This window comes from Clostridioides sp. ES-S-0010-02 (genome assembly GCA_020641055.1).
Classification (GTDB): Bacteria; Bacillota; Clostridia; order Peptostreptococcales; family Peptostreptococcaceae; genus Clostridioides.
Window position 1 is genome coordinate 490,772 of record CP067345.1, and the last position, 19,860, is coordinate 510,631.

Consider the following 19,860-nt stretch of genomic DNA (forward strand, 5'->3'; position numbering starts at 1 on the left):
AATAAAATAGAAGCTACTTACAAGATTTTAAAAAAGTAAATAGCTTCTTTTATTTGAATATATTTTAAAATATTTATATATTATATATTATATAAATATTTAAATTATAGCAATTCTCCATATTTTTTTATAAAGATTTTTTTTATCATAGTTACCAATACCATATAAGATAAGATAGTAAAAATTAACCCTATAAAATAGATATTTGGCAGTGGAATCATACCAATAGCATTTCCAAATGATGTATAAGGTATAATAGTTCCAATTGTAATTCCTATTGTTGTTAAGAGCGTTAGTCTCCATGAAGCTCTACTTTTAACAAATGGAATGTGTGGAGTTCTTATCATATGAATAACCAATGTTTGAGACCATAAAGATTCTACAAACCATCCTGTATGAAATAGAGATATAAAACCAAGTTGACTTGTAGTATCTAAGCTATGAAAACTTCCGCCAAATACTCTTGGACATATGAAAAAATACATTAATATATATGTTGTAATATCAAATATTGAACTAGTTGGACCAATCCAAGTCATAAATTTACTTATAGATGATGAGTCCCATTTTCTTGGGATTTTTAGATAATCATCATCTACATTATCCCATGGAATAGTTATACATGAGATATCATAGATTAAGTTTAGCACTAAAATTTGAATTGGTAACATTGGTAAAAATGGTAGAAATGCACTTGCTATTAATACAGAAAACATATTGCCAAAATTAGAACTTGCTGTCACTTTTATATACTTTATAATATTTGCATATGTTTTTCTTCCTTCAATAACACCTTCTTCTAATACAATAAGGTCTTTTTCAAGCAGTATAATATTTGCACATTCCTTAGCAATATCAACAGCTGTATCAACAGATATTCCAACATCAGATTCTTTCATAGCAGCAGCATCATTTATACCATCACCCATAAAACCAACCGTATGACCATTTCTACGAAGAGATGCGACTATACGAGATTTTTGCTCTGGAGAAAGTTTTGCAAATATACTTGTACATTTCACCATTTCATCAAGTTTAGTATCACTCATGTCTTCTATATCTGAACCAAGTAGGATATTTTTAACTTTAATGCCTACTTGTTTACAAATACATTTTGTTACTGCATCATTATCACCAGTTAGGACTTTTACATCAACTCCATTTTCAAGTAATGCTTTTATAGCATTAGCTGTACTTTTTTTTGGAGGGTCTAAAAATGCAAGATAACCTATTAAAACCATGTTACTTTCGTCAGAAACTGAAAAAGAATCTATAGGTGAAGGGTTGTTTTTTTGGGCAATGCCTAAAACTCTCATCCCATCATCATTATACTTAGAAACAGTTGTAAGAATTTCCTTACGTATTTCATTAGTGATTAACTGAATATCACCTTTATATTCAACATGAGTACAAATTGATAGCATTTCTTCAATAGCACCTTTTGTAATAAGCTGAGTTTTTCCTAGTTTATTTTTAACAACTACACTCATTCTTCTTCTATTGAAATCGAATGGGATTTCATCAATTTTTGTGTAGTTTTTCCAAAGTTCTTGCATACCATTTTCATTTGCATGGTTGATAATAGCTATATCCATAAGGTTCTTAAGACCTGTTTGATGGTAACTATTTAAAAATGCATGACGAAGAACTCGTCTATCTTCCTTGCCATGAATATCAAGAGAATATTCTAAGATTACTTTATCTTGAGTCAAAGTTCCTGTTTTGTCAGTGCAAAGTATATCCATAGCACCAAAGTTTTGGATAGAACTTAAGTTTTTAACAATAACCTTTTTCTTTGACATAGCAACTGCTCCTTTTGCAAGGTTTGCAGATACTAACATTGGTAACATTTCTGGTGTAAGTCCAACTGCTACTGAAAGTGCAAACAAAAATGCTTCTGTCCAATCACCTTTTGTAAAGCCATTTACAAAGAGAACAATTGGAACCATGACAAACATAAATCTTATAAGTAACCATGAAACTGAATTAACACCCTTTTCAAAACTTGTTATAGTTTTTTTATTTGTTATTTGTTGAGCAATAGAACCAAATATAGTACAATCACCTACTGCAATGACAATAGCTATAGCTGAGCCACTGATTACATTACTACCCATAAATGCAAGGTTGTCTAAATCAAGAACATTATTTGAAGTACTTTTTTTAGTATTATAAAACTTTTCTATTGGTTCACTTTCTCCTGTAATAGAAGACTGACTAACAAATAAATCTTTAGACTGTAATATACGTACATCAGCTGGAACCATATCACCAGCAGCAAGATGGATAATATCTCCAACTACAACTTCTCTTAGTGGTATTTCCACTAATTCTTTAGAATTACGCATAACTGATATAGTAGTATTTACCATTTCACTTAGAGCTTGAGCTGCTTTTCCAGAGCGAGATTCTTGAATAAATTGCAATAGACCACTTATAGTTACCATTGTTAAGACTATAATAACTGTAGTTGCATTTTTATCATCAGGTTTTGCTAAAATAACATCTGTAATAAAGGAAATTATAGCTAAAGTAAGAAGTACAATAGTAAAGGGATTTATAAAAGATTTTATAAGTTTTTTTATAAAAGAATCACCTTTTTTTTGAGTGATTTCATTTTTGCCGTACTTATCTTGCATTTTATTAACCATTTTTTCACAATAGCCATTATAAGAATTTTCATATTCGTTTAATAAAATACAGGCGCTCATTGTAGCTGAATCAATTAAACGTTCCTTTGAAGTTGAACTAGATGAAGTTCTTGTAATAAATTTTTTATTTAATTTTTTTATCATGTCTAAATCCTCCTTAATAATTATCTGTTTTGTACAGAAAAAAGGAAGTAAAGACATAAGCCTGTGACGAAAACACATCGCTTATTTTATATTTATTAAAAACAGGTAGAAGAAATAAGACGTACAAAATAGTACATGTATTCTTCAAATAAGTGACTACTTCGCCCGACAGGGCTTATGCTACTACTACTTCCTACGTCCATTTTCTCCACCTCCTAAATTCAAAATATATAAACCTATAATAGACAAATAGGTATTAAAAAATCCCTTGTCAAAGCAAGAACAATGACAAGGGATTTAAATCCATATAAAAATAACCAAGGTATAAAAACCTAAGTATATTTATAAAACAGTACAAACTGTTTCATTCATCGTTCAAGCTTTAACTTCATAGGGCGATGAAATTGCGTTAGATTATGCCTTGGAATCGACATAAACTGTTGACCTTCTCATAGTGTCTCCACTATTTTGCGGCAGCAACCCGTATCCCTATGGTAGCCTCACCTACCGAAATATTTAATTTCTCTAAAATTGTAAGCTATAAAAAAATATTTGTCAATAGCTTGAAAAAAACTAAGTACAGTTAATATTTTCTATTACTTGCTATAAATTACATATTTTTCCCTAGCAGAATATATTCATAAAATATTGCGACTTATAAAATCAAAGGTGTAGTATTGTTGAACTTTTAATGGTATGCTAAGATATTTATATAATTATAATAAATAAAAATATATAATTACTATATAAAGTTATACTTTTAGAGTAATCACTAAAAATATATGTTTATTTATTCTTAGATAAACATATATTTTTTTAAGTATTAAGTATAATGATAAGTTTATGTATGATATAAATCTAAGTAATGTATTATTAGAATGATTATAAATAATTTGAGGGAAGGTTTTATATGAGGGGGGATAAAGTTTGTGTCAATTAAGAGACTGATTTTCATCGTATTTTTAATTAATTGTATGATATTTATGTGTTTTCCAATACAATCACTTGCAAAGACAGAAAAACGTGTTATAAAAGTAGGTTTTTTTGATTTTGAAGGATATCATGATTATGATAAAAATGGAAATAGAAATGGGTATGGATATGAATATCTTCATGAGATTGCAAAGTATACTGGCTGGACATATGAGTATGTATCTGGTACATGGGAAGAGTGTCAAACTATGTTAGAAAATGGACAGATTGATTTACTTACTTCTGCACAATATACAAAAGAACGTGCTGAGAAATTTGATTTTTCAGAGGTACCTATGGGAAGTAGTTATGCACGACTTACAGTAAAAAGTGGAAATTCAAAGTATACACCAAATGATTATAAAAATTTTAATGGAATAAAGGTTGGACTACTTTATGGAAATAGTAGAAATGAACATTTAAAGAAATTTGCAAATGAAAAAGGATTTAATTACACATTTAAATATTTTAAAAATCAGGAAGAATTGGAAAATGCATTAAAAAGTGGAAAAGTAGATGCTATATTAACTAGTAGTTTGAGAAAAGTCAAAAATGAAAGCGTAATTGCGCAATTTGCTCCATCCCCATTTTATTGTATTGTAAAAAAAGGTAACACTGAACTGTTACAAGATGTAAATGAAGCTTTAGAAGATATTGAGATGGACAATCCAGCATATAAGTTTAATTTATATAGTAAGTACTATCAGTCTAGTAATAAAGATACATTTATTCTTTCCAGGGAAGAAAGCAATTACTTAAAAAAAAATAATCATATACGTGTAGTAAGTATGCCAAACTCATATCCATTATCATATTTAGATACAGGTAGACTTAAAGGTATTGTACCAGATATATTTGATTTAATTGTAAAAGAGCTTGGATTAAGTATAGATTATGTAAAAGCTAATTCATATAAAGAATCGATTGATATGGTAAAAGAGGGAAAGGCAGATGTTATATGTTTTTTTAATTCAGATTATGGGTGGTCAGAGCAGAATGGAATTAAGATTACATCTCCTTATATGACATTGAACTATAGCATTATAACTAAAAATTATAAAAATACCAAAATTGATAATATAGCTGTTGCTGAGAGCGATACATTCAATGATGAGTATATCAAAGAACACTATAAGGGTAGCAATATTCAAAGATATAAATCTGAAGAAAAAGCTATAAATGCAGTAAAAAGTGGAGATGCAGATGCAGCATTTGTAAATACATATTCTGCTGAAGACTATATACAAAAAGATTATAATAATTTAAAAGCAATTCTAGTTAATGATTATAAAACTAATATATCTTTAGGTGTTGGAAAAAATATAAATCCAACATTATATTCCATTTTGGATAAGAGAATAAATGCACTTAATAAAGATGAGTATTCAGAAATTATTGCAAAGCATACAATTTTTCAAGACTATAAAATTAGTTTATCACAGTATATTCATCAGCATCCAGTTCAAACAGTTTTAATTTCTTTTTGTTTCTTTTTAGTTATAATAGCAGTACTTTCTTATGTTATTGCAATCAACAAAAGACATTCCAATCATATTTTTGATTTGGCATTTAAAGATGTAGAGAATGGAGTTTGGAATTACAATGGATTTGAAGATCAAGCACCACGAATTCTAGAAAAGCATAGAGAAAAATTTTATACAGTAATTGCTTTTGATATATCTAAGTTTGCTATCATAAATGAAAATTATGGTAGAGATTCTGGAGATATGATTATAAAAGAAGTTGCATCAGTTTTGAATAGAGTTATTGGAGACAGGGCATTAATAGCTCATGTAAAAGCAGACCATTTCCTTTTACTCCTACCCTATGATTTAAAAGAAGATTTGGAATTAACTCTTATTGATATAAGTAAAAGTATTTCATACTTTGAAGTTAAGGGGATTGGCATTAAAGTAAAGGCAAATTTTGGAGTATATATTATCAAAGAGCAAGACATTGTTATTACAAAGGCTATTGATTATGCTGAAATTGCTAGAAGAAAAGCAAAAAGAAGTAATTCATCTATTATATATTTTGATGAATCTCTTAGAGAAAGTCTTAACAAAGAAAAAGAGATTGTTGATAGGATAGATTATGCATTAGAACATAATGAATTTCAGGTTTATTATCAACCTAAGTTTGATATGAGAACAAATAACATTATTGGTGCAGAAGCACTTGTTAGGTGGAATCATAAAGAACTTGGATTTATGAATCCAGGAGAATTTATACCTATACTTGAAAAGAGTGGTGGAATTATAGATGTTGATTTTTTTGTGTTAGAAGAAGTATGTAAGTTGACAAGATTTTGGATAAGTTCTGGAGTTAAACCCATTTCAATCTCTGTAAATCAATCAAGAGTACATTTTCAGAAAAAAGATTATATAAATAGATTACAAAGTTTGCTTGCTAAATATGATATACCTAAAAGCATCATTGAACTTGAGATAACTGAAAGTCTATTTGAAAATGATAGTATATCAAATGATATGATAAATGAGATTAAGGAACTTGGTTTTTTAATTTCTGTTGACGATTTTGGTTCTGGATATTCTTCATTACATCTTCTTAATCAAGTTTCTGTAGATATTCTTAAAATAGATAAATCTCTCTTAGATAATTCTGAAGGAAAAGGTAAGGTAGGTAAGATTATTAGTAAAGTAGTTGAGATGGCAAATGACTTGGGATTAGAGGTGATTTGTGAGGGTGTTGAGAGGATAGAACAAGCAGAATTTTTAATGAGTATTGATTGTTACTATGCACAAGGTTATTTGTATGCAAAGCCTATGCCAAAAGATACATTTCTTAAAGAAGTAGATAAATTTAAAGGTATGTAAAAGGATACATATAATATATGTATATAGAGAAATACATATATTATTAATACTAAGTAATGATTGTAATTTTATAAATATATAAATTATAATCATTACTTTTTTTATAAAATAAAAAAGTTTGTTACTATAAAATAATAATTCGAAGAGTATTAGCTTTACACTTAGAAAAATTTAGTTGATATACAATAAAAATACTAATTTTAATTTAGTTTAAATATTTTAAGTGTGTCATGTATGTTGTATTTAATTAGTTTAAAAATTTAATGATAAATACTATATTTCATTAAATTTTATTGAAATAATTTAAATTATTTACTTATTTTAAATTATTAGATAAAATCATATTAAATAATTAAGGAGGTGAATAGACATAGATGAGATAGATTTAAAAATAATTAATTCTCTAAAAAAGAACAGTAGAGCCTCAACTTCTGAAATAAGTAGACAAGTTAATCTATCAATACCAGCAGTTTCAGAGCGTATAAAGAAAATTGAACAGTCAAATATAATTCAAAAGTATACTATTCAAATCAATCGAGAAAAAACAAAGTATAAACTTTTAGCTTTCGTATTTATCAATACAGATTTATCTAAAAGTATAGAAGAGTTTAAGAAGACTATGTTGGAGTATGACACTGTATTAGAATGTCATCACATTTCAGGAGAATATGATTATTTAATAAAGGTATTAGCAGAGGATACAAATGAACTTGAAGAATTTATATCAATAACTTTGAAAAAAATTAGAGGAATCCAGAAAGCTAATACAACCATTGTTTTATCAACAATTAAAGAGGAAATTAATACAATCAAAGATATTTTTTAGATAAGCATATACTAAAATATTGATTATATTAATACCTACTTTCTTACATATTTTTAGGAGGAAAATACAATATGAAAGTTTTAGTTTTTTTAGCAAAAGGTTTTGAAACTATGGAATTTAGTGTATTTGTAGATGTTATGGGATGGGCTAGAAATGATTATGATTACGATATAGATGTAGTAACTGGTGGATTTAAAAAGCAAGTTGTAAGCACATTTAATGTTCCAGTATTAGTTGACAAAACAATAGATGAAATATGTGTAGATGATTATGATGCATTAGCTATTCCTGGAGGATTTGAAGAGTTTGGATTTTATGACGAAGCATATGATATATCTTTTTTAGACTTAATAAGAGAGTTTGATGCAAAAGGGAAGATAATTGCTACTATTTGTGTAGCAGCTTTACCTGTTGGTAAAAGTGGTGTTTTAAAAAATCGTAAAGCTACTACATATCATTTAAAAGATGGTCAAAGACAAAAACAGTTAAGTAAATTTGATGTAAATGTAGTCAATGAGCCAATTGTTGTAGATAGAAACATTATAACTTCATATTGTCCAGAAACCGCCCCACATGTAGCTTTTAAGCTTTTAGAAATGTTGACATCTAAGGAACATATGGAAGTTGTAAAATTAGCTATGGGATTTAAATTATAATAAATTAAAGATTATTTAAGTAATCAGAACCCCAATCACACATAACATCTAAAATAGGAATAATGCTTTTTCCAAAATCAGATAATGAATATTCAACTTTTGGAGGTACAACAGGATAAACAACTCTTACAATTAAGCCATCTGTTTCTAATTCACGTAATTGTTGAGTTAGCATTTTAGCAGTTGCTTTAGGTATTAATTTTTTAAGTTCATTAAACCTTAATGTGGTATCTTTAAGATGCCAAAGAATAAGTGTCTTGTATTTACCACCAATCAATGCAAGGGTTGCTTCTATAGGACAACTGTAATTACTTGAACATTTTTTCATTTTTTTAGACCTCTCAATATATTTTGAAGTACCCTTTTTGGTACTATGTTACAAAAAAGTACATTATTGTAATATATAATTATAGTGATAAGATTATAGCATAGGTTAAATAAATCATCAACTTAGCCTAATAAAATGATAGGGGGGAAATAAATGAATTTTGTTGAAATCGCAAAAAAAAGATATTCTTGTCGTAATTATCAGGATAAAAAGGTTGAAAAAGAAAAACTTGAGAAAATTTTAGAAGTTGCTAGAGTAGCTCCAACAGGGGGGAATCGTCAGCCTCAAAGATTAATTGTAATACAAGAAAAAGAAGGTCTTAATAAAGTTTCTAAGGCTGCGAATATATATGATGCACCATTAGCAATTATCGTATGTGGGGATAAGGATAAAGTTTGGACAAGACCTTTTGATGGTAAACAACTTACAGATATTGATACAAGTATAGTTACTGATCACATGATGTTACAAGCAACTGAACTTGGATTAGCGAGTGTATGGGTATGCTATTTCAATCCAGATGTAATTAGAGAAGAATTTAATTTGTCAGATAATCTTGAGCCAGTAAATATATTACTAATAGGATACGAAGTTGGAACACCAGAAAGTCCAAATAGACATGATAAAACTCGTCTTCCTTTAAATGAAATTGTTTCTTATGAAACTCTTTAGATATAAAAGTAAACTATCTATATGAGATATATAATGAGTTATTTTTTTAAATAAAGTTAATACTTATATAAAATTAATTTTAGTGAAGTATATATCTAGTTGAACAATGATGTATACTTCACTATTTTGATTACTTAGAATACCCACTAATACTTTGAATATCTGCTAAGCTTAAATTTTCATTATATTAACTAAAATACATTGATATTAACTAAAATATATTGATATTAATTAAAATACATCAATTAAATCAATTTTCGAGTCTGGAAAACCGCTTAAAATATAATCCTTTATATCACTTAGGTGGTTATAAATTTGTTTTTCATAAATTCCATCAGGAGCATATACAAAGTATAGAATATTTTTAGTTTTTTTTGTAATTTGTGTACGATTATCTGGTCCATTAAGAATACTAGATAGTATACCAAGGTTATCTGATAAAAATAAATCGTCTTTTGTTAGAGTTTGCTTTCTTTCTCCTATACCATAAAAATGTTCATTTTCATTTGCTAAATCTATTTTTAAAGGCAATTCTATCTTATCAAGGTCATGTCCTGCTGTTAGAAGAAGATTTTTTAATTCTGCTAAAAACATTGCTTGAATAGGCAGATTTACATTTGGAATACCTTTTGATTTTAGTAAAAGGGATTCTAATTGAAGTAATACAGGATAAGTTTTTTTAAATTTTTTATAATACTTTATGTAGTTGGAAAGAGGCTCTGTTTTAATTTTTTCTTTGCGATTGTATTCAGGGTTTTGTGCAATAATATTTTCAATTTCAGAGTTTTTAAGAAGTAAAAAATTTTCTTCATTAGGTGTTGAATAGGTCATATTTACAATCATAACTCCAAATTTAATATTGGGATAAATTTCCTTTGTGTTACTTGATATTTCTAACATAATTTAGACTCCTTTTAATTTTTTGTTTTATGGTATAATCTTAGCAAGTAAAAATGGATTTTGTAGTTCCATTTTTATAGTAATTTTATAGAACCACTTTTGGAGGTATTAAAATGTGGATTACAATTAATAGAAATAGTGGCATATCATTGTCAAGACAAATTTATTGTGAGATAAAAGACATGATTTTAAGCGGGAGCTTAAATTTTGAACAAAAACTACCTTCATCTAGAACTTTGGCAAAAGAACTTTCTGTATCACGAAATACAGTGTTAGATGCATATAATCAATTAATTGCAGAGGGATATTTGGAAACAAGGCATGGCTATGGCACAATTATAGCCAAAGTAATATTAGACCATCAAATTGACTTTAAGTTAGACTATACTTCTGAAATTAGAGATAGTTTACATGAGTATAAACAAAATAATTATATAGATTTCTGTTCTGGAATTCCAGAATTAAAGCTATTTCCACGCAAAGAATTATCAAAGTTATATAAACAAATACTACATGATTTGTCACACTTAGATTTTAGATATAATAGTACTGCAGGGGTGTGGAAATTAAGAGAAGAAATATCACAATATTTATTTCGTATTAGAGGAATTAGATGTAGTCCACGAAATATTATGATTGTTTCTGGTTCAACACAAGGGCTATCTTTAATATCACAAGTTTTATATAAAAATAATCAAAAAGTTATTGTGGAGGATCCTATCCACAAAGGATTGTTAAAGGTAATTTCTACTGTGGGATATTCAGTTGTTGGGATTCAAGTGGATGATAAAGGTATAAATACTAACCTAATAAAATCTATAAAGGATGTTTCTTTTATATATACAACACCTTCACATCAATATCCATTAGGTGGTATTTTACCAATTCAAAGAAGACTAGAACTTATTAAATATGCAGTAGAGAATAATTGCTATATAGTTGAAGACGATTATGACAGTGAATTTAGATATGAAGGTCAACCAATTAGTTCCCTCTATGAACTTAATCCAAATAAAGTAATTTATATAGGTTCGTTTAGTAAAATACTATCTCCAGCCATTCGTATGGGATTTATGTTGTTACCAGATGATATAATAGATGACTATAAATCCTTAAAAATGTATTCTGATGTTCATACAGAATCTATATCTCAGTATGTTCTAGCTGAATTTATTAAAAATGGAGGTTTGGAAAAACATATATTTAAAATGAAGAAGCTATATAATAGAAAGCGTAAATATCTTATTGATATTTTGAATATTGAATTTACAAATGAATTTAAAATAAAGGGGCAAGTAGCTGGGCTTCACATAGTTGTTCATTTTTATAATGTTATTTTTACTGAAAAACTAATCAATCAAATTTATAAAGCAAATATCAGGGTTTATCCTATACAGCAATATGCAATTGAGAATAAAGCAGAATATGACCATGAAGTTGTCCTAGGATATGCTCATCTTAATTTTGATGAAATTGAACAGGGAGTAAGAATGCTTAGAAAAATAATACATACAAATTAAGATGTATTAGGAAAGGTTTTTTACAATATCTTATTTTTAGGTATGTATTTTACTTTAGTTTTTTTACAACTCACATATTCATTTATACTACATACTTCCAGTTGTATTGTGTGGACAAATTACTTATTGTATTCTGAAATCATCAATTAAGGAAGGTAGATGAAATGTATGAATAAGATAATAGAAGTAATTAATTTGCAAAAAAGCTATGATACTTTTAAAGCTGTGAAAGGGATTGATTTTTATGTAGAGGAAGGGAATTTGTTTGCATTACTGGGAGCTAATGGTGCTGGAAAATCTACAACAATTGATATTCTTTGTACGTTATTGAGTTATGATAGCGGAGAAGTGATTATAGATGGGCATAAATTAGGTGTAGAGGATAATAAAATTAAAGAAAAAATTGGAGTAGTATTTCAAGAAAGTATACTAGATTCACTTTTGACAGTAAGAGAGAATCTTACAATTCGTGCAAAATTTTATATCAAGAATAAAGATAAAGTAAGACAAATTGTACATAAAGCTGCTTTATCTGTAGGAGCTATGGAATTTATAGATAGACCATATGGTAAATTGTCTGGAGGTCAAAAGCGTAGGGCTGATATAGCAAGAGCTCTTTTAAATACTCCTAAAATACTGTTTCTAGATGAGCCTACAACAGGGCTTGACCCAGAATCTAGAAAATGTGTATGGGATACTATATTAAAATTACAAAAACAATATGGTTTTTCTATAGTTCTTACAACCCATTATATGGAGGAGGCTTCAAAAGCTGATTATATTGTAATGCTTGACTATGGTGTTATAACAGCAAAAGGTTCACCTCATGAACTAAAATATAAATACAAAGCAAATAATTTAGATGATGTATTTTTGACTATAGTTAGAAATAGAGGTGAAAAAAATGTTTAATATAGCACAAAGAAATATAATGATTTTTTTAAGAAATAAAAGAGGAGTATTTTCATCTTTTTTAGGTGCAATAATTGTAATCAGCATCTATGTTATTTTTTTAGGAGAAAATTTAAAGGAAGGTTATCCAAATATTAAAGATATAGACATATTAATGAATAGTTGGGCAATGGCAGGAATTATTTCTGTTGTTTCTGTAACTACAACAATGGGTTCTTTTGGAGTTACAGTATTGGATAAGGAGTTAAAAAGAAACAAAGATTTTTATTGTTCACCTGTTAAAACAAGAGAACTGGTAGGAGGATATATTTTAAGTTCATATTTAATTGGTGTAATTATGAGTATATTTACATTTATACTTGCAGAGATATATATTGTATCAAGTGGGGGACAATTTTTACCTATGCTTTCTATTATAAAGGTTATTGGTGTAATTTTATTAACCGTTTTATCATCTAGTGCAATGATATTTTTTATTGTAAATTTGTTAAATAGCATAGATACATTTTCAACTGCTTCTACGATTATAGGTACTCTTATTGGATTCTTGACAGGAATTTATATACCTATTGGAAGCTTACCTCAAGCAGTGCAAACCCTTATAAAGTTATTTCCAATTTCACATGGGACTGTATTGCTTAGACAAATTATTACGGAGTCTCCATCAAAAGTAACATTTGTGGATTCAACAAATGCATTAACTGAATTTAATGAGCATATGGGAGTAACATTTGGTGGTATTGGCAGTTTGTCTGAAAATTCAATTCATATTATGTTTCTAGTTATTTCTGCAATAGTATTTTATTTTGTTACTATACTTATGATATCAAGAAAAAATGCTAGAAATTAATAGTAGGAAAATATACCATAGTCTTTTTATAGAAATCAAAAGAAAGGATGTGTTAGAGTGAAGGTAATAATTGAAACTCCCTTAGACGGAGAAGAGGATGAAATTATAATAAGATGCAGAAATATTGATGATGAAATACTTAAATTGATTTTTAACATCAAGATGCAAAGAGAGTCTCTTATAGCATATAAAAATGAACAACTCTATCGTATCAATCCTTTAGATGTCTATTACTTCGAATCTGTAGATAACCACACTTATCTTTATTGTAAAAATGATGTTTATGAGTTTAAGAAGAAGCTTTATCAGATTGAGGAAATTTTTTTTAATAGTGACTTTCTTAGAATATCTAAGTCTGTAATATTAAATCTTACAAAAATAGACTCAATTGTACCAGCGTTTAATGGTAGATTTGAAGTAATACTAGATAATGGTGAAAAGACAATTATTTCACGCCAATATGTACCAATGTTGAAGAAAAAACTAAAGATATAAAGGAGTTGATTGAATATGAATTTAATAAATACACTAAAGTATGTAGTTCGTTATTTTTGTATGATAACTACAGGAGTTTTAATATCTGTTTTTACTTCTTGTTTAGTATTTAGCCCTGATGAGAAATTTAGTATAAATATTTTCCAACAGATTTTATTAATTGCATTGGTCACATCTCTATCCACATTAATTTTTTATTCAAAACGAGAACTAGGTAGAAAAGAGTTACTAATTCGCCAAGTAATTCATATAATTTTTCTATTTGTTTTCGTTCTGTGGTTTTCATTTAAAAGTAATTGGATTGATAGTGGTCATATTTTTCAAACTCTGTTTATAGCACTATCTATATTTATTATCTATCTTTGTATAACACTTGCTACTTGTAAAAGAGATAAGGAAGAATCTATTTTATTAAATAAAGGTTTGAAAGAATATAGGAAAAATAAAATTAGTAAATAATAGCTAAGACAATTCAACAAATTATAAATTTATTATTAATTGAGTTTTTATATCAGTCATTAATTTAAGATAGCAATTTATATTAAGAAGAAAATTCTTGTATGAGTTATAATACTTAAAAGGAGATGATGAGGTTGAAAACAAATACAGATGTAATTATGGAAATCATTGATTATATAGAAGAACATCTTACAGAAAATCTAAATCTAGATAAAATGGCTGATGTTGCTAGTTATTCAAAATATCACTTACACAGAATGTTTACAAACATTGTGGGATGTACTATGTATCAATATATTAAAAGAAGGAGACTTACTGAAGCAGCTAGACAACTTGTATTTACAGATAAATACATTATAGATATAGCTCTTACAGTTGGATATGCTACACACCAGTCTTTCACATTAGCATTTAAAACTTTATATAAAGAATCTCCACAAGTATATAGAAGTAAAGATGAATTTTATCCTATTCAACAAAGATTTGTTTTAAATCCAAATCATCAAATCCAAAATGTAGATTGTATTTCTTATACAAGTATTAGTTATGAACGAAGAAGAGATGAAATCAATTCTTATCTCAACTTTAATATTAATTGTGAGGTGAAAGTAGCATGAGTTTAGTACCACATGTAATTGAACAGACAGGTCAAGGTGAAAGGTCTTATGATATATATTCAAAACTATTAAAAGATAGAATTATATTTATAGGCGAAGAAATTAATGATGCTATTGCAAGTTTAGTAGTAGCTCAATTACTATTCTTAGAATCAGAAGACCCAGATGCAGATATAACTATATATATAAATAGCCCAGGAGGGGCTGTAACATCAGGGTTTGCTATATACGATACTATGAACTATGTAAGATGTGATGTATCAACTATTTGTATTGGTATGGCTGCAAGTATGAGCGCTTTTTTACTTTCTGGAGGTACAAAAGGAAAAAGATATGCCTTACCTAATGCAGAAATTATGATACATCAACCTATGGGTGGAGCTAAAGGGCAAGCAACAGATGTAAAAATAGCAGTAGATAATATGTTGAGAACAAAGGAAAAATTAGATAGAATTCTTTCTGAGAATACTGGAAAATCAATAGAAGATATTAGAGTAGATACAGATAGAGATAATTTTATGACTGCAAAGGAAGCTAAAGAATATGGATTGATTGATCATATAATGGAGAAGTGTGAGTAGAGTATTATTTTAAAAGCTTAATTTATAGTATATAACTAATGTCAAAATAATCATGTTTAAATGAACATGATTATTTTTTTGTTTAAAAAAAGAAGTTTTTTAAAATGTCAAGTAAATAAGTAATAAATAGTAATTTTACGTATCAGTTTAGAGATTTTTTAGAGATATTAACCAATGTGGTTGCAATGATATGATAACTTATAGACCACACTGGTTAATTTGCATAAGGGGTTAATTTAGATGTAAATCCTATGAACTTATGATAAAAGATAAAGAAGATTATAAATATAAGTTTATAATATATAATTGCATACTATTATGCAGATAATAAATACAAAAAATTGATATAAAAAGTTCAGTAGAAAATATTAATTTTTTTAATCAACTAATAATAAGCCAAAGTGGTTTTGAATTTCTCCTTTTTCTCGTAAAGTATTTATTTCAAGTCCATTTGACCTTACTGTAGCAAAAACATCAATACCACATGCTTCCATTGATGGAGCAGTCTTGTTAGGAAAACTACAAGTATCAGGATTACATTTAGCACACTTTGTACAAGGGCCACTTCCAAAAGCAATTGATTTATAATATCCATCTAAAAAAAGTTCTCTTGCTATTTCAACAGCTAAAGGAGTAACAATACTCATTTTATGACATCGAAATAAAATAGCTTTTTTGTAACAATCTATTATTGCTTGCGTCTGTTGATAGGTTGGAGTATTGGGTGGACAACAATGACTATGACCATATGTATTACAACCAAACTGACACTTATAAATTGTCCATGCTGCTGTGACAATCGTTTTAGGGTCTATTGAAACTGCAATGTCAGCTCCACTAGATTTTAATATTTCAAAGTATTTTTTCATAATTTACCTCCTATCAAAAATAGTTTTATTTTTTATCTTGTATGAATGGTTAAATTTTACATATTCTTATACTTATGGTAACGCAAAAATACATATCAATCAAATCGATATATTTAAATTATGAATTAAATAAAAATGAACTATAAACATATATGATAAATAAACTTACCTACTAATTTTTTGTCGTTAAAAATTTTCCATATTTCAATAACAAAATAAGAGTAAATACCATATATTACTTATGTCTGTAATATATAAAAGACAAAGGAGTTGTACATTATGATTACAATAAGTTTGTGCATGATTGTTAAAAATGAAGAAGAAGTTATAGGCAGATGTTTAGAGTGTGTAAAGGATCTAGTAGATGAAATTATAGTTGTAGATACTGGTTCCACAGATTCCACAAAAGAAATAGTTTCAAAATATACAGACATGGTGTACGATTTCGAATGGATAGATGACTTCTCTGCTGCGAGAAATTTTTCATTTTCTAAAGCTTCTAAAGACTATATAATGTGGCTTGATGCAGATGACATAATTTTAGAAGAGGATAGAAAAGAACTATCAAAAGTTAAAGAAAATTTAGATACTTCTATTGATATGGTCATGGCAAAATACAATGTATCATTTGATGAAAACGGAAAACCAACTTTATCATATTATAGAGAACGCTTATTTAAGAGAAGTTCTAATTATAAATGGGTTGACCCTATTCATGAAGTAATACCTCTTGTTGGAGAAATATTTTATTCTGACATTGCAATATCACATAAAAAACTTCATAGACAGGACCCTTTAAGAAATCTCAGAATTTTTGAAAAAATGATTTCAGAAGGTAGGATATTGGAGCCAAGACATCAGTTTTATTACTCAAGAGAATTGTATTATAATGCAAGATATAAAGATGCTATAGAAGGTTTTACTAAGTTTTTAGACTCTTCAAAAGGGTGGATTGAGGATTGTATAAGTGCTTGCAGAGATTTAGCCACATGTTATTACTTAATTAATGATGAAAAAAGTGCCTTATATTCTTTATTTAGAAGCTTTGAATTTGATGAGCCAAGAGCAGAAGTTTGCTGTGATATAGGAAAGCACTTGTTTGATAGACAAAGATATAAAGAAGCTATTTTTTGGTATAAAGTAGCATTAACTAGAGATAAAAATGACATTAATGGAGGATTTAAGTCAAATGATTGTTATGGATACTTACCATATATACAATTAAGTGTATGCTATGACAAACTAGGAGAAATGGATAAAGCGATATCTTATCATGAAAAAGCAAAAGAAATCAAACCTAACGATAGTGCTATTTTGTACAATGAAAATTATTTTAGTAAATATAAAAGTTATTGATAAGTCACAATAATACTAATTTTGACATATTATATAGAGAGCATGAAAGCTCAAATATATTAGGAGGTGCTTTAAGTAATGAGTAGAAATAAATATTTTGGCCCATTTGATGGTAATAACCATGATAACAACTATGATGATTGCAATAGCAGTTGTGATAGTTGTAATAGTTGTGACTGTCATCATGGTTGCCCACCATCATGTATAGGTCCAACAGGTCCAATGGGTCCAAGAGGTAGAACAGGTCCAACAGGCCCAACAGGTCCAACCGGACCAATGGGTCCAACAGGAGCAACAGGAAACACAGGAGTAACAGGAAACACAGGAGCAACAGGGTTAATAGGTCCAACAGGTCCAACAGGGTCAGTAGGTCCAACAGGAGCGACAGGAGCAACAGGATTTGGAGTAACAGGCCCAACAGGTCCAACGGGAGCAACAGGAAATACAGGAGCAGATGGAGTAACAGGCCCAACAGGTCCAACAGGAGTAACAGGAGCAAATGGAATAACAGGTCCAACAGGGATAACAGGAGCAACAGGATTTGGAGTAACAGGCCCAACAGGTCCAACAGGAGCAACAGGAGTAGGAATAACAGGAGCAACAGGTTTAATAGGTCCAACAGGAGCAACAGGGACACCTGGAGCAACAGGTCCAACAGGAGTAACAGGAGCAACAGGAGCAGATGGATTGGCAGGTCCAACAGGTCCAACAGGAGCAACAGGAACACCTGGAGCGACAGGAGTAACAGGTCCAACAGGAGCAACAGGAGATACAGGAGCAGATGGAGTAACAGGCCCAACAGGTCCAACAGGAGTAACAGGAGCAGATGGACTGGCAGGTCCAACAGGTCCAACAGGAGCAACAGGAGTAGGAATAACAGGAGCAACAGGTTTAATAGGTCCAACAGGAGCAACAGGAACACCTGGAGCGACAGGTCCAACAGGCCCAACAGGAGCAACAGGAGCAAATGGATTGATAGGCCCAACAGGAGCAACAGGAAATACAGGGGCAGATGGAGCAACAGGTCCAACAGGTCCAACAGGAGCAACAGGAGATACAGGAGCAAATGGATTAGTAGGTCCAACAGGTCCAACAGGAGCAGCAGGAGCAGCTGGAGCAACAGGTCCAACAGGTCCAACAGGAGCAACAGGGGTAGGAATAACAGGAGTGACAGGAGCAACAGGAGCAACAGGCCCAACAGGAGCAGATGGATTAGTAGGTCCAACAGGAGCAACAGGAAACACAGGAGCAGATGGAGTACCAGGTCCAACAGGTCCAACAGGAGCAACAGGAAATACAGGAGCAGATGGAGCAACAGGCCCAACAGGAGCAACAGGAAATACAGGGGCAGATGGATTGGTAGGTCCAACAGGAGCAACAGGAAATACAGGAGCAGCTGGAGCAACAGGAGTAACAGGCCCAACAGGAGCAACAGGAAATACAGGAGCAGATGGAGCAACAGGCCCAACAGGTGCAACAGGAAATACAGGAGCAGATGGAGCAACAGGCCCAACAGGTGCAACAGGAAATACAGGAGCAGCTGGAGCAACAGGAGTAACAGGAGTAACAGGTCCAACAGGAGCAACAGGTCCAACAGGGGCAACAGGAATACCAGGAGCTAGTGCTATAATACCTTTTGCATCAGGTATACCACTAGCACTTACAACTATAGCTGGTGGATTAGTGGGCACACCAGGATTTGTAGGTTTTGGAAGTTCAGCTCCAGGCCTAAGTATAGTTGGTGGAGTAATAGACCTTACAAATGCAGCAGGAACATTGACTAACTTTGCATTTTCAATGCCAAGAGCTGGAACAATAACATCTATTTCAGCATATTTTAGTACAACAGCAGCGCTTTCACTTATTGGTTCAACAGTCACAATTACAGCTACACTTTATGAATCAACTGCACCAAACAACTCATTTACAGCTGTACCAGGAGCAACAGTTACACTGGCTCCACCACTTACAGGTATATTATCACTTGGTTCAGTTTCTAATGGAATTGTAACAGGATTAAATATATCAGTAACAGCACAAACTAGATTCTTACTAGTATTTACAGCGACAGCGTCAGGACTTTCATTAGTTAATACTGTAGCAGGATATGCAAGTGCAGGAATTTCGATTAACTAAATTATATAATTAAAAAAAGGCTTCTAGTATCTGATTGATATTAGAAGCTTTTTTATATTAATTGATGAGCAGAATATAG

The 19,860-nt window shown here is 29.8% G+C and carries 17 protein-coding genes; 13 read left to right on the forward strand and 4 right to left on the reverse strand.

Annotation, left to right across the window (positions count from 1 at the left end; genetic code table 11):
- Positions 1-104 precede the first annotated feature (104 nt).
- Entirely contained in the window at positions 105-2,795 is a 2,691-nt protein-coding gene (gene mgtA / locus JJC01_02750; protein ID UDN58801.1) for a magnesium-translocating P-type ATPase, read from the reverse strand.
- A gap of 929 nt (positions 2,796-3,724) precedes the next feature.
- Between mgtA and JJC01_02755 the strand changes: the two genes are divergently transcribed.
- From JJC01_02755 to JJC01_02765, 3 genes are all read left to right on the forward strand, one after another.
- Positions 3,725-6,604, forward strand: a complete 2,880-nt coding sequence (locus tag JJC01_02755) for an EAL domain-containing protein (protein UDN58802.1) — start codon at positions 3,725-3,727, stop codon at positions 6,602-6,604.
- 370 nt (positions 6,605-6,974) lie between these two features.
- Positions 6,975-7,430, forward strand: a complete 456-nt coding sequence (locus JJC01_02760) for an Lrp/AsnC family transcriptional regulator (protein ID UDN60111.1) — start codon at positions 6,975-6,977, stop codon at positions 7,428-7,430.
- A gap of 71 nt (positions 7,431-7,501) precedes the next feature.
- Positions 7,502-8,086: a DJ-1/PfpI family protein gene (locus tag JJC01_02765; GenBank protein ID UDN58803.1), complete on the forward strand. Its 585-nt coding sequence runs from the start codon at positions 7,502-7,504 to the stop codon at positions 8,084-8,086.
- A gap of 4 nt (positions 8,087-8,090) precedes the next feature.
- On the opposite strand, the gene JJC01_02770 is transcribed toward JJC01_02765, so the two are convergent.
- The gene (locus tag JJC01_02770; protein ID UDN58804.1) at positions 8,091-8,414 is read right to left on the reverse strand and encodes a helix-turn-helix transcriptional regulator; all 324 of its coding nucleotides are present in this window, start codon (positions 8,412-8,414) and stop codon (positions 8,091-8,093) included.
- Between the two features lie 153 nt (positions 8,415-8,567).
- Between JJC01_02770 and JJC01_02775 the strand changes: the two genes are divergently transcribed.
- A complete protein-coding gene (locus tag JJC01_02775; GenBank protein ID UDN58805.1) occupies positions 8,568-9,086 on the forward strand; it encodes a nitroreductase family protein in 519 nt (172 codons plus the stop codon).
- A 231-nt stretch (positions 9,087-9,317) separates the two neighbouring features.
- Here the strand turns inward: JJC01_02775 and JJC01_02780 are convergent, their stop codons facing one another.
- Positions 9,318-9,986: a hypothetical protein gene (locus JJC01_02780; GenBank protein ID UDN58806.1), complete on the reverse strand. Its 669-nt coding sequence runs from the start codon at positions 9,984-9,986 to the stop codon at positions 9,318-9,320.
- A 113-nt stretch (positions 9,987-10,099) separates the two neighbouring features.
- Between JJC01_02780 and JJC01_02785 the strand changes: the two genes are divergently transcribed.
- The 7 genes from JJC01_02785 to clpP all read left to right on the forward strand — a co-directional run bounded on the left by JJC01_02785 (position 10,100) and on the right by clpP (position 15,420).
- A complete protein-coding gene (locus JJC01_02785; protein ID UDN58807.1) occupies positions 10,100-11,506 on the forward strand; it encodes a PLP-dependent aminotransferase family protein in 1,407 nt (468 codons plus the stop codon).
- A gap of 168 nt (positions 11,507-11,674) precedes the next feature.
- Positions 11,675-12,418, forward strand: coding sequence for an ATP-binding cassette domain-containing protein (locus JJC01_02790; GenBank protein UDN58808.1), 744 nt, complete (start codon positions 11,675-11,677; stop codon positions 12,416-12,418).
- Positions 12,411-13,268, forward strand: a complete 858-nt coding sequence (locus JJC01_02795; protein UDN58809.1) for an ABC transporter permease — start codon at positions 12,411-12,413, stop codon at positions 13,266-13,268. Before JJC01_02790 ends, JJC01_02795 begins: the two co-directional genes overlap by 8 nt.
- A 57-nt stretch (positions 13,269-13,325) precedes the next feature.
- Positions 13,326-13,763, forward strand: a complete 438-nt coding sequence (locus JJC01_02800) for a LytTR family transcriptional regulator (protein ID UDN58810.1) — start codon at positions 13,326-13,328, stop codon at positions 13,761-13,763.
- 15 nt (positions 13,764-13,778) lie between these two features.
- A complete protein-coding gene (locus JJC01_02805) occupies positions 13,779-14,222 on the forward strand; it encodes a DUF3021 family protein (protein UDN58811.1) in 444 nt (147 codons plus the stop codon).
- A 158-nt stretch (positions 14,223-14,380) separates the two neighbouring features.
- Complete coding sequence (locus JJC01_02810) at positions 14,381-14,839, forward strand: helix-turn-helix transcriptional regulator (GenBank protein UDN60112.1); 459 nt, start codon at positions 14,381-14,383, stop codon at positions 14,837-14,839.
- A complete protein-coding gene (clpP, locus tag JJC01_02815) occupies positions 14,836-15,420 on the forward strand; it encodes an ATP-dependent Clp endopeptidase proteolytic subunit ClpP (GenBank protein UDN58812.1) in 585 nt (194 codons plus the stop codon). The genes JJC01_02810 and clpP overlap by 4 nt, the downstream gene beginning before the upstream one ends.
- Before the next feature lie 377 nt (positions 15,421-15,797).
- On the opposite strand, the gene JJC01_02820 is transcribed toward clpP, so the two are convergent.
- Entirely contained in the window at positions 15,798-16,289 is a 492-nt protein-coding gene (locus JJC01_02820; GenBank protein UDN58813.1) for a DUF2284 domain-containing protein, read from the reverse strand.
- A 279-nt stretch (positions 16,290-16,568) separates the two neighbouring features.
- Here JJC01_02820 and JJC01_02825 point away from each other — a divergent pair, with 279 nt between their 5' ends.
- Positions 16,569-17,645, forward strand: a complete 1,077-nt coding sequence (locus JJC01_02825; protein UDN58814.1) for a glycosyltransferase — start codon at positions 16,569-16,571, stop codon at positions 17,643-17,645.
- A gap of 78 nt (positions 17,646-17,723) precedes the next feature.
- On the forward strand, positions 17,724-19,781 hold the full coding sequence (locus JJC01_02830; GenBank protein UDN58815.1) for a spore surface glycoprotein BclB: 2,058 nt from the start codon (positions 17,724-17,726) through the stop codon (positions 19,779-19,781).
- Positions 19,782-19,860: the final 79 nt, after the last annotated feature.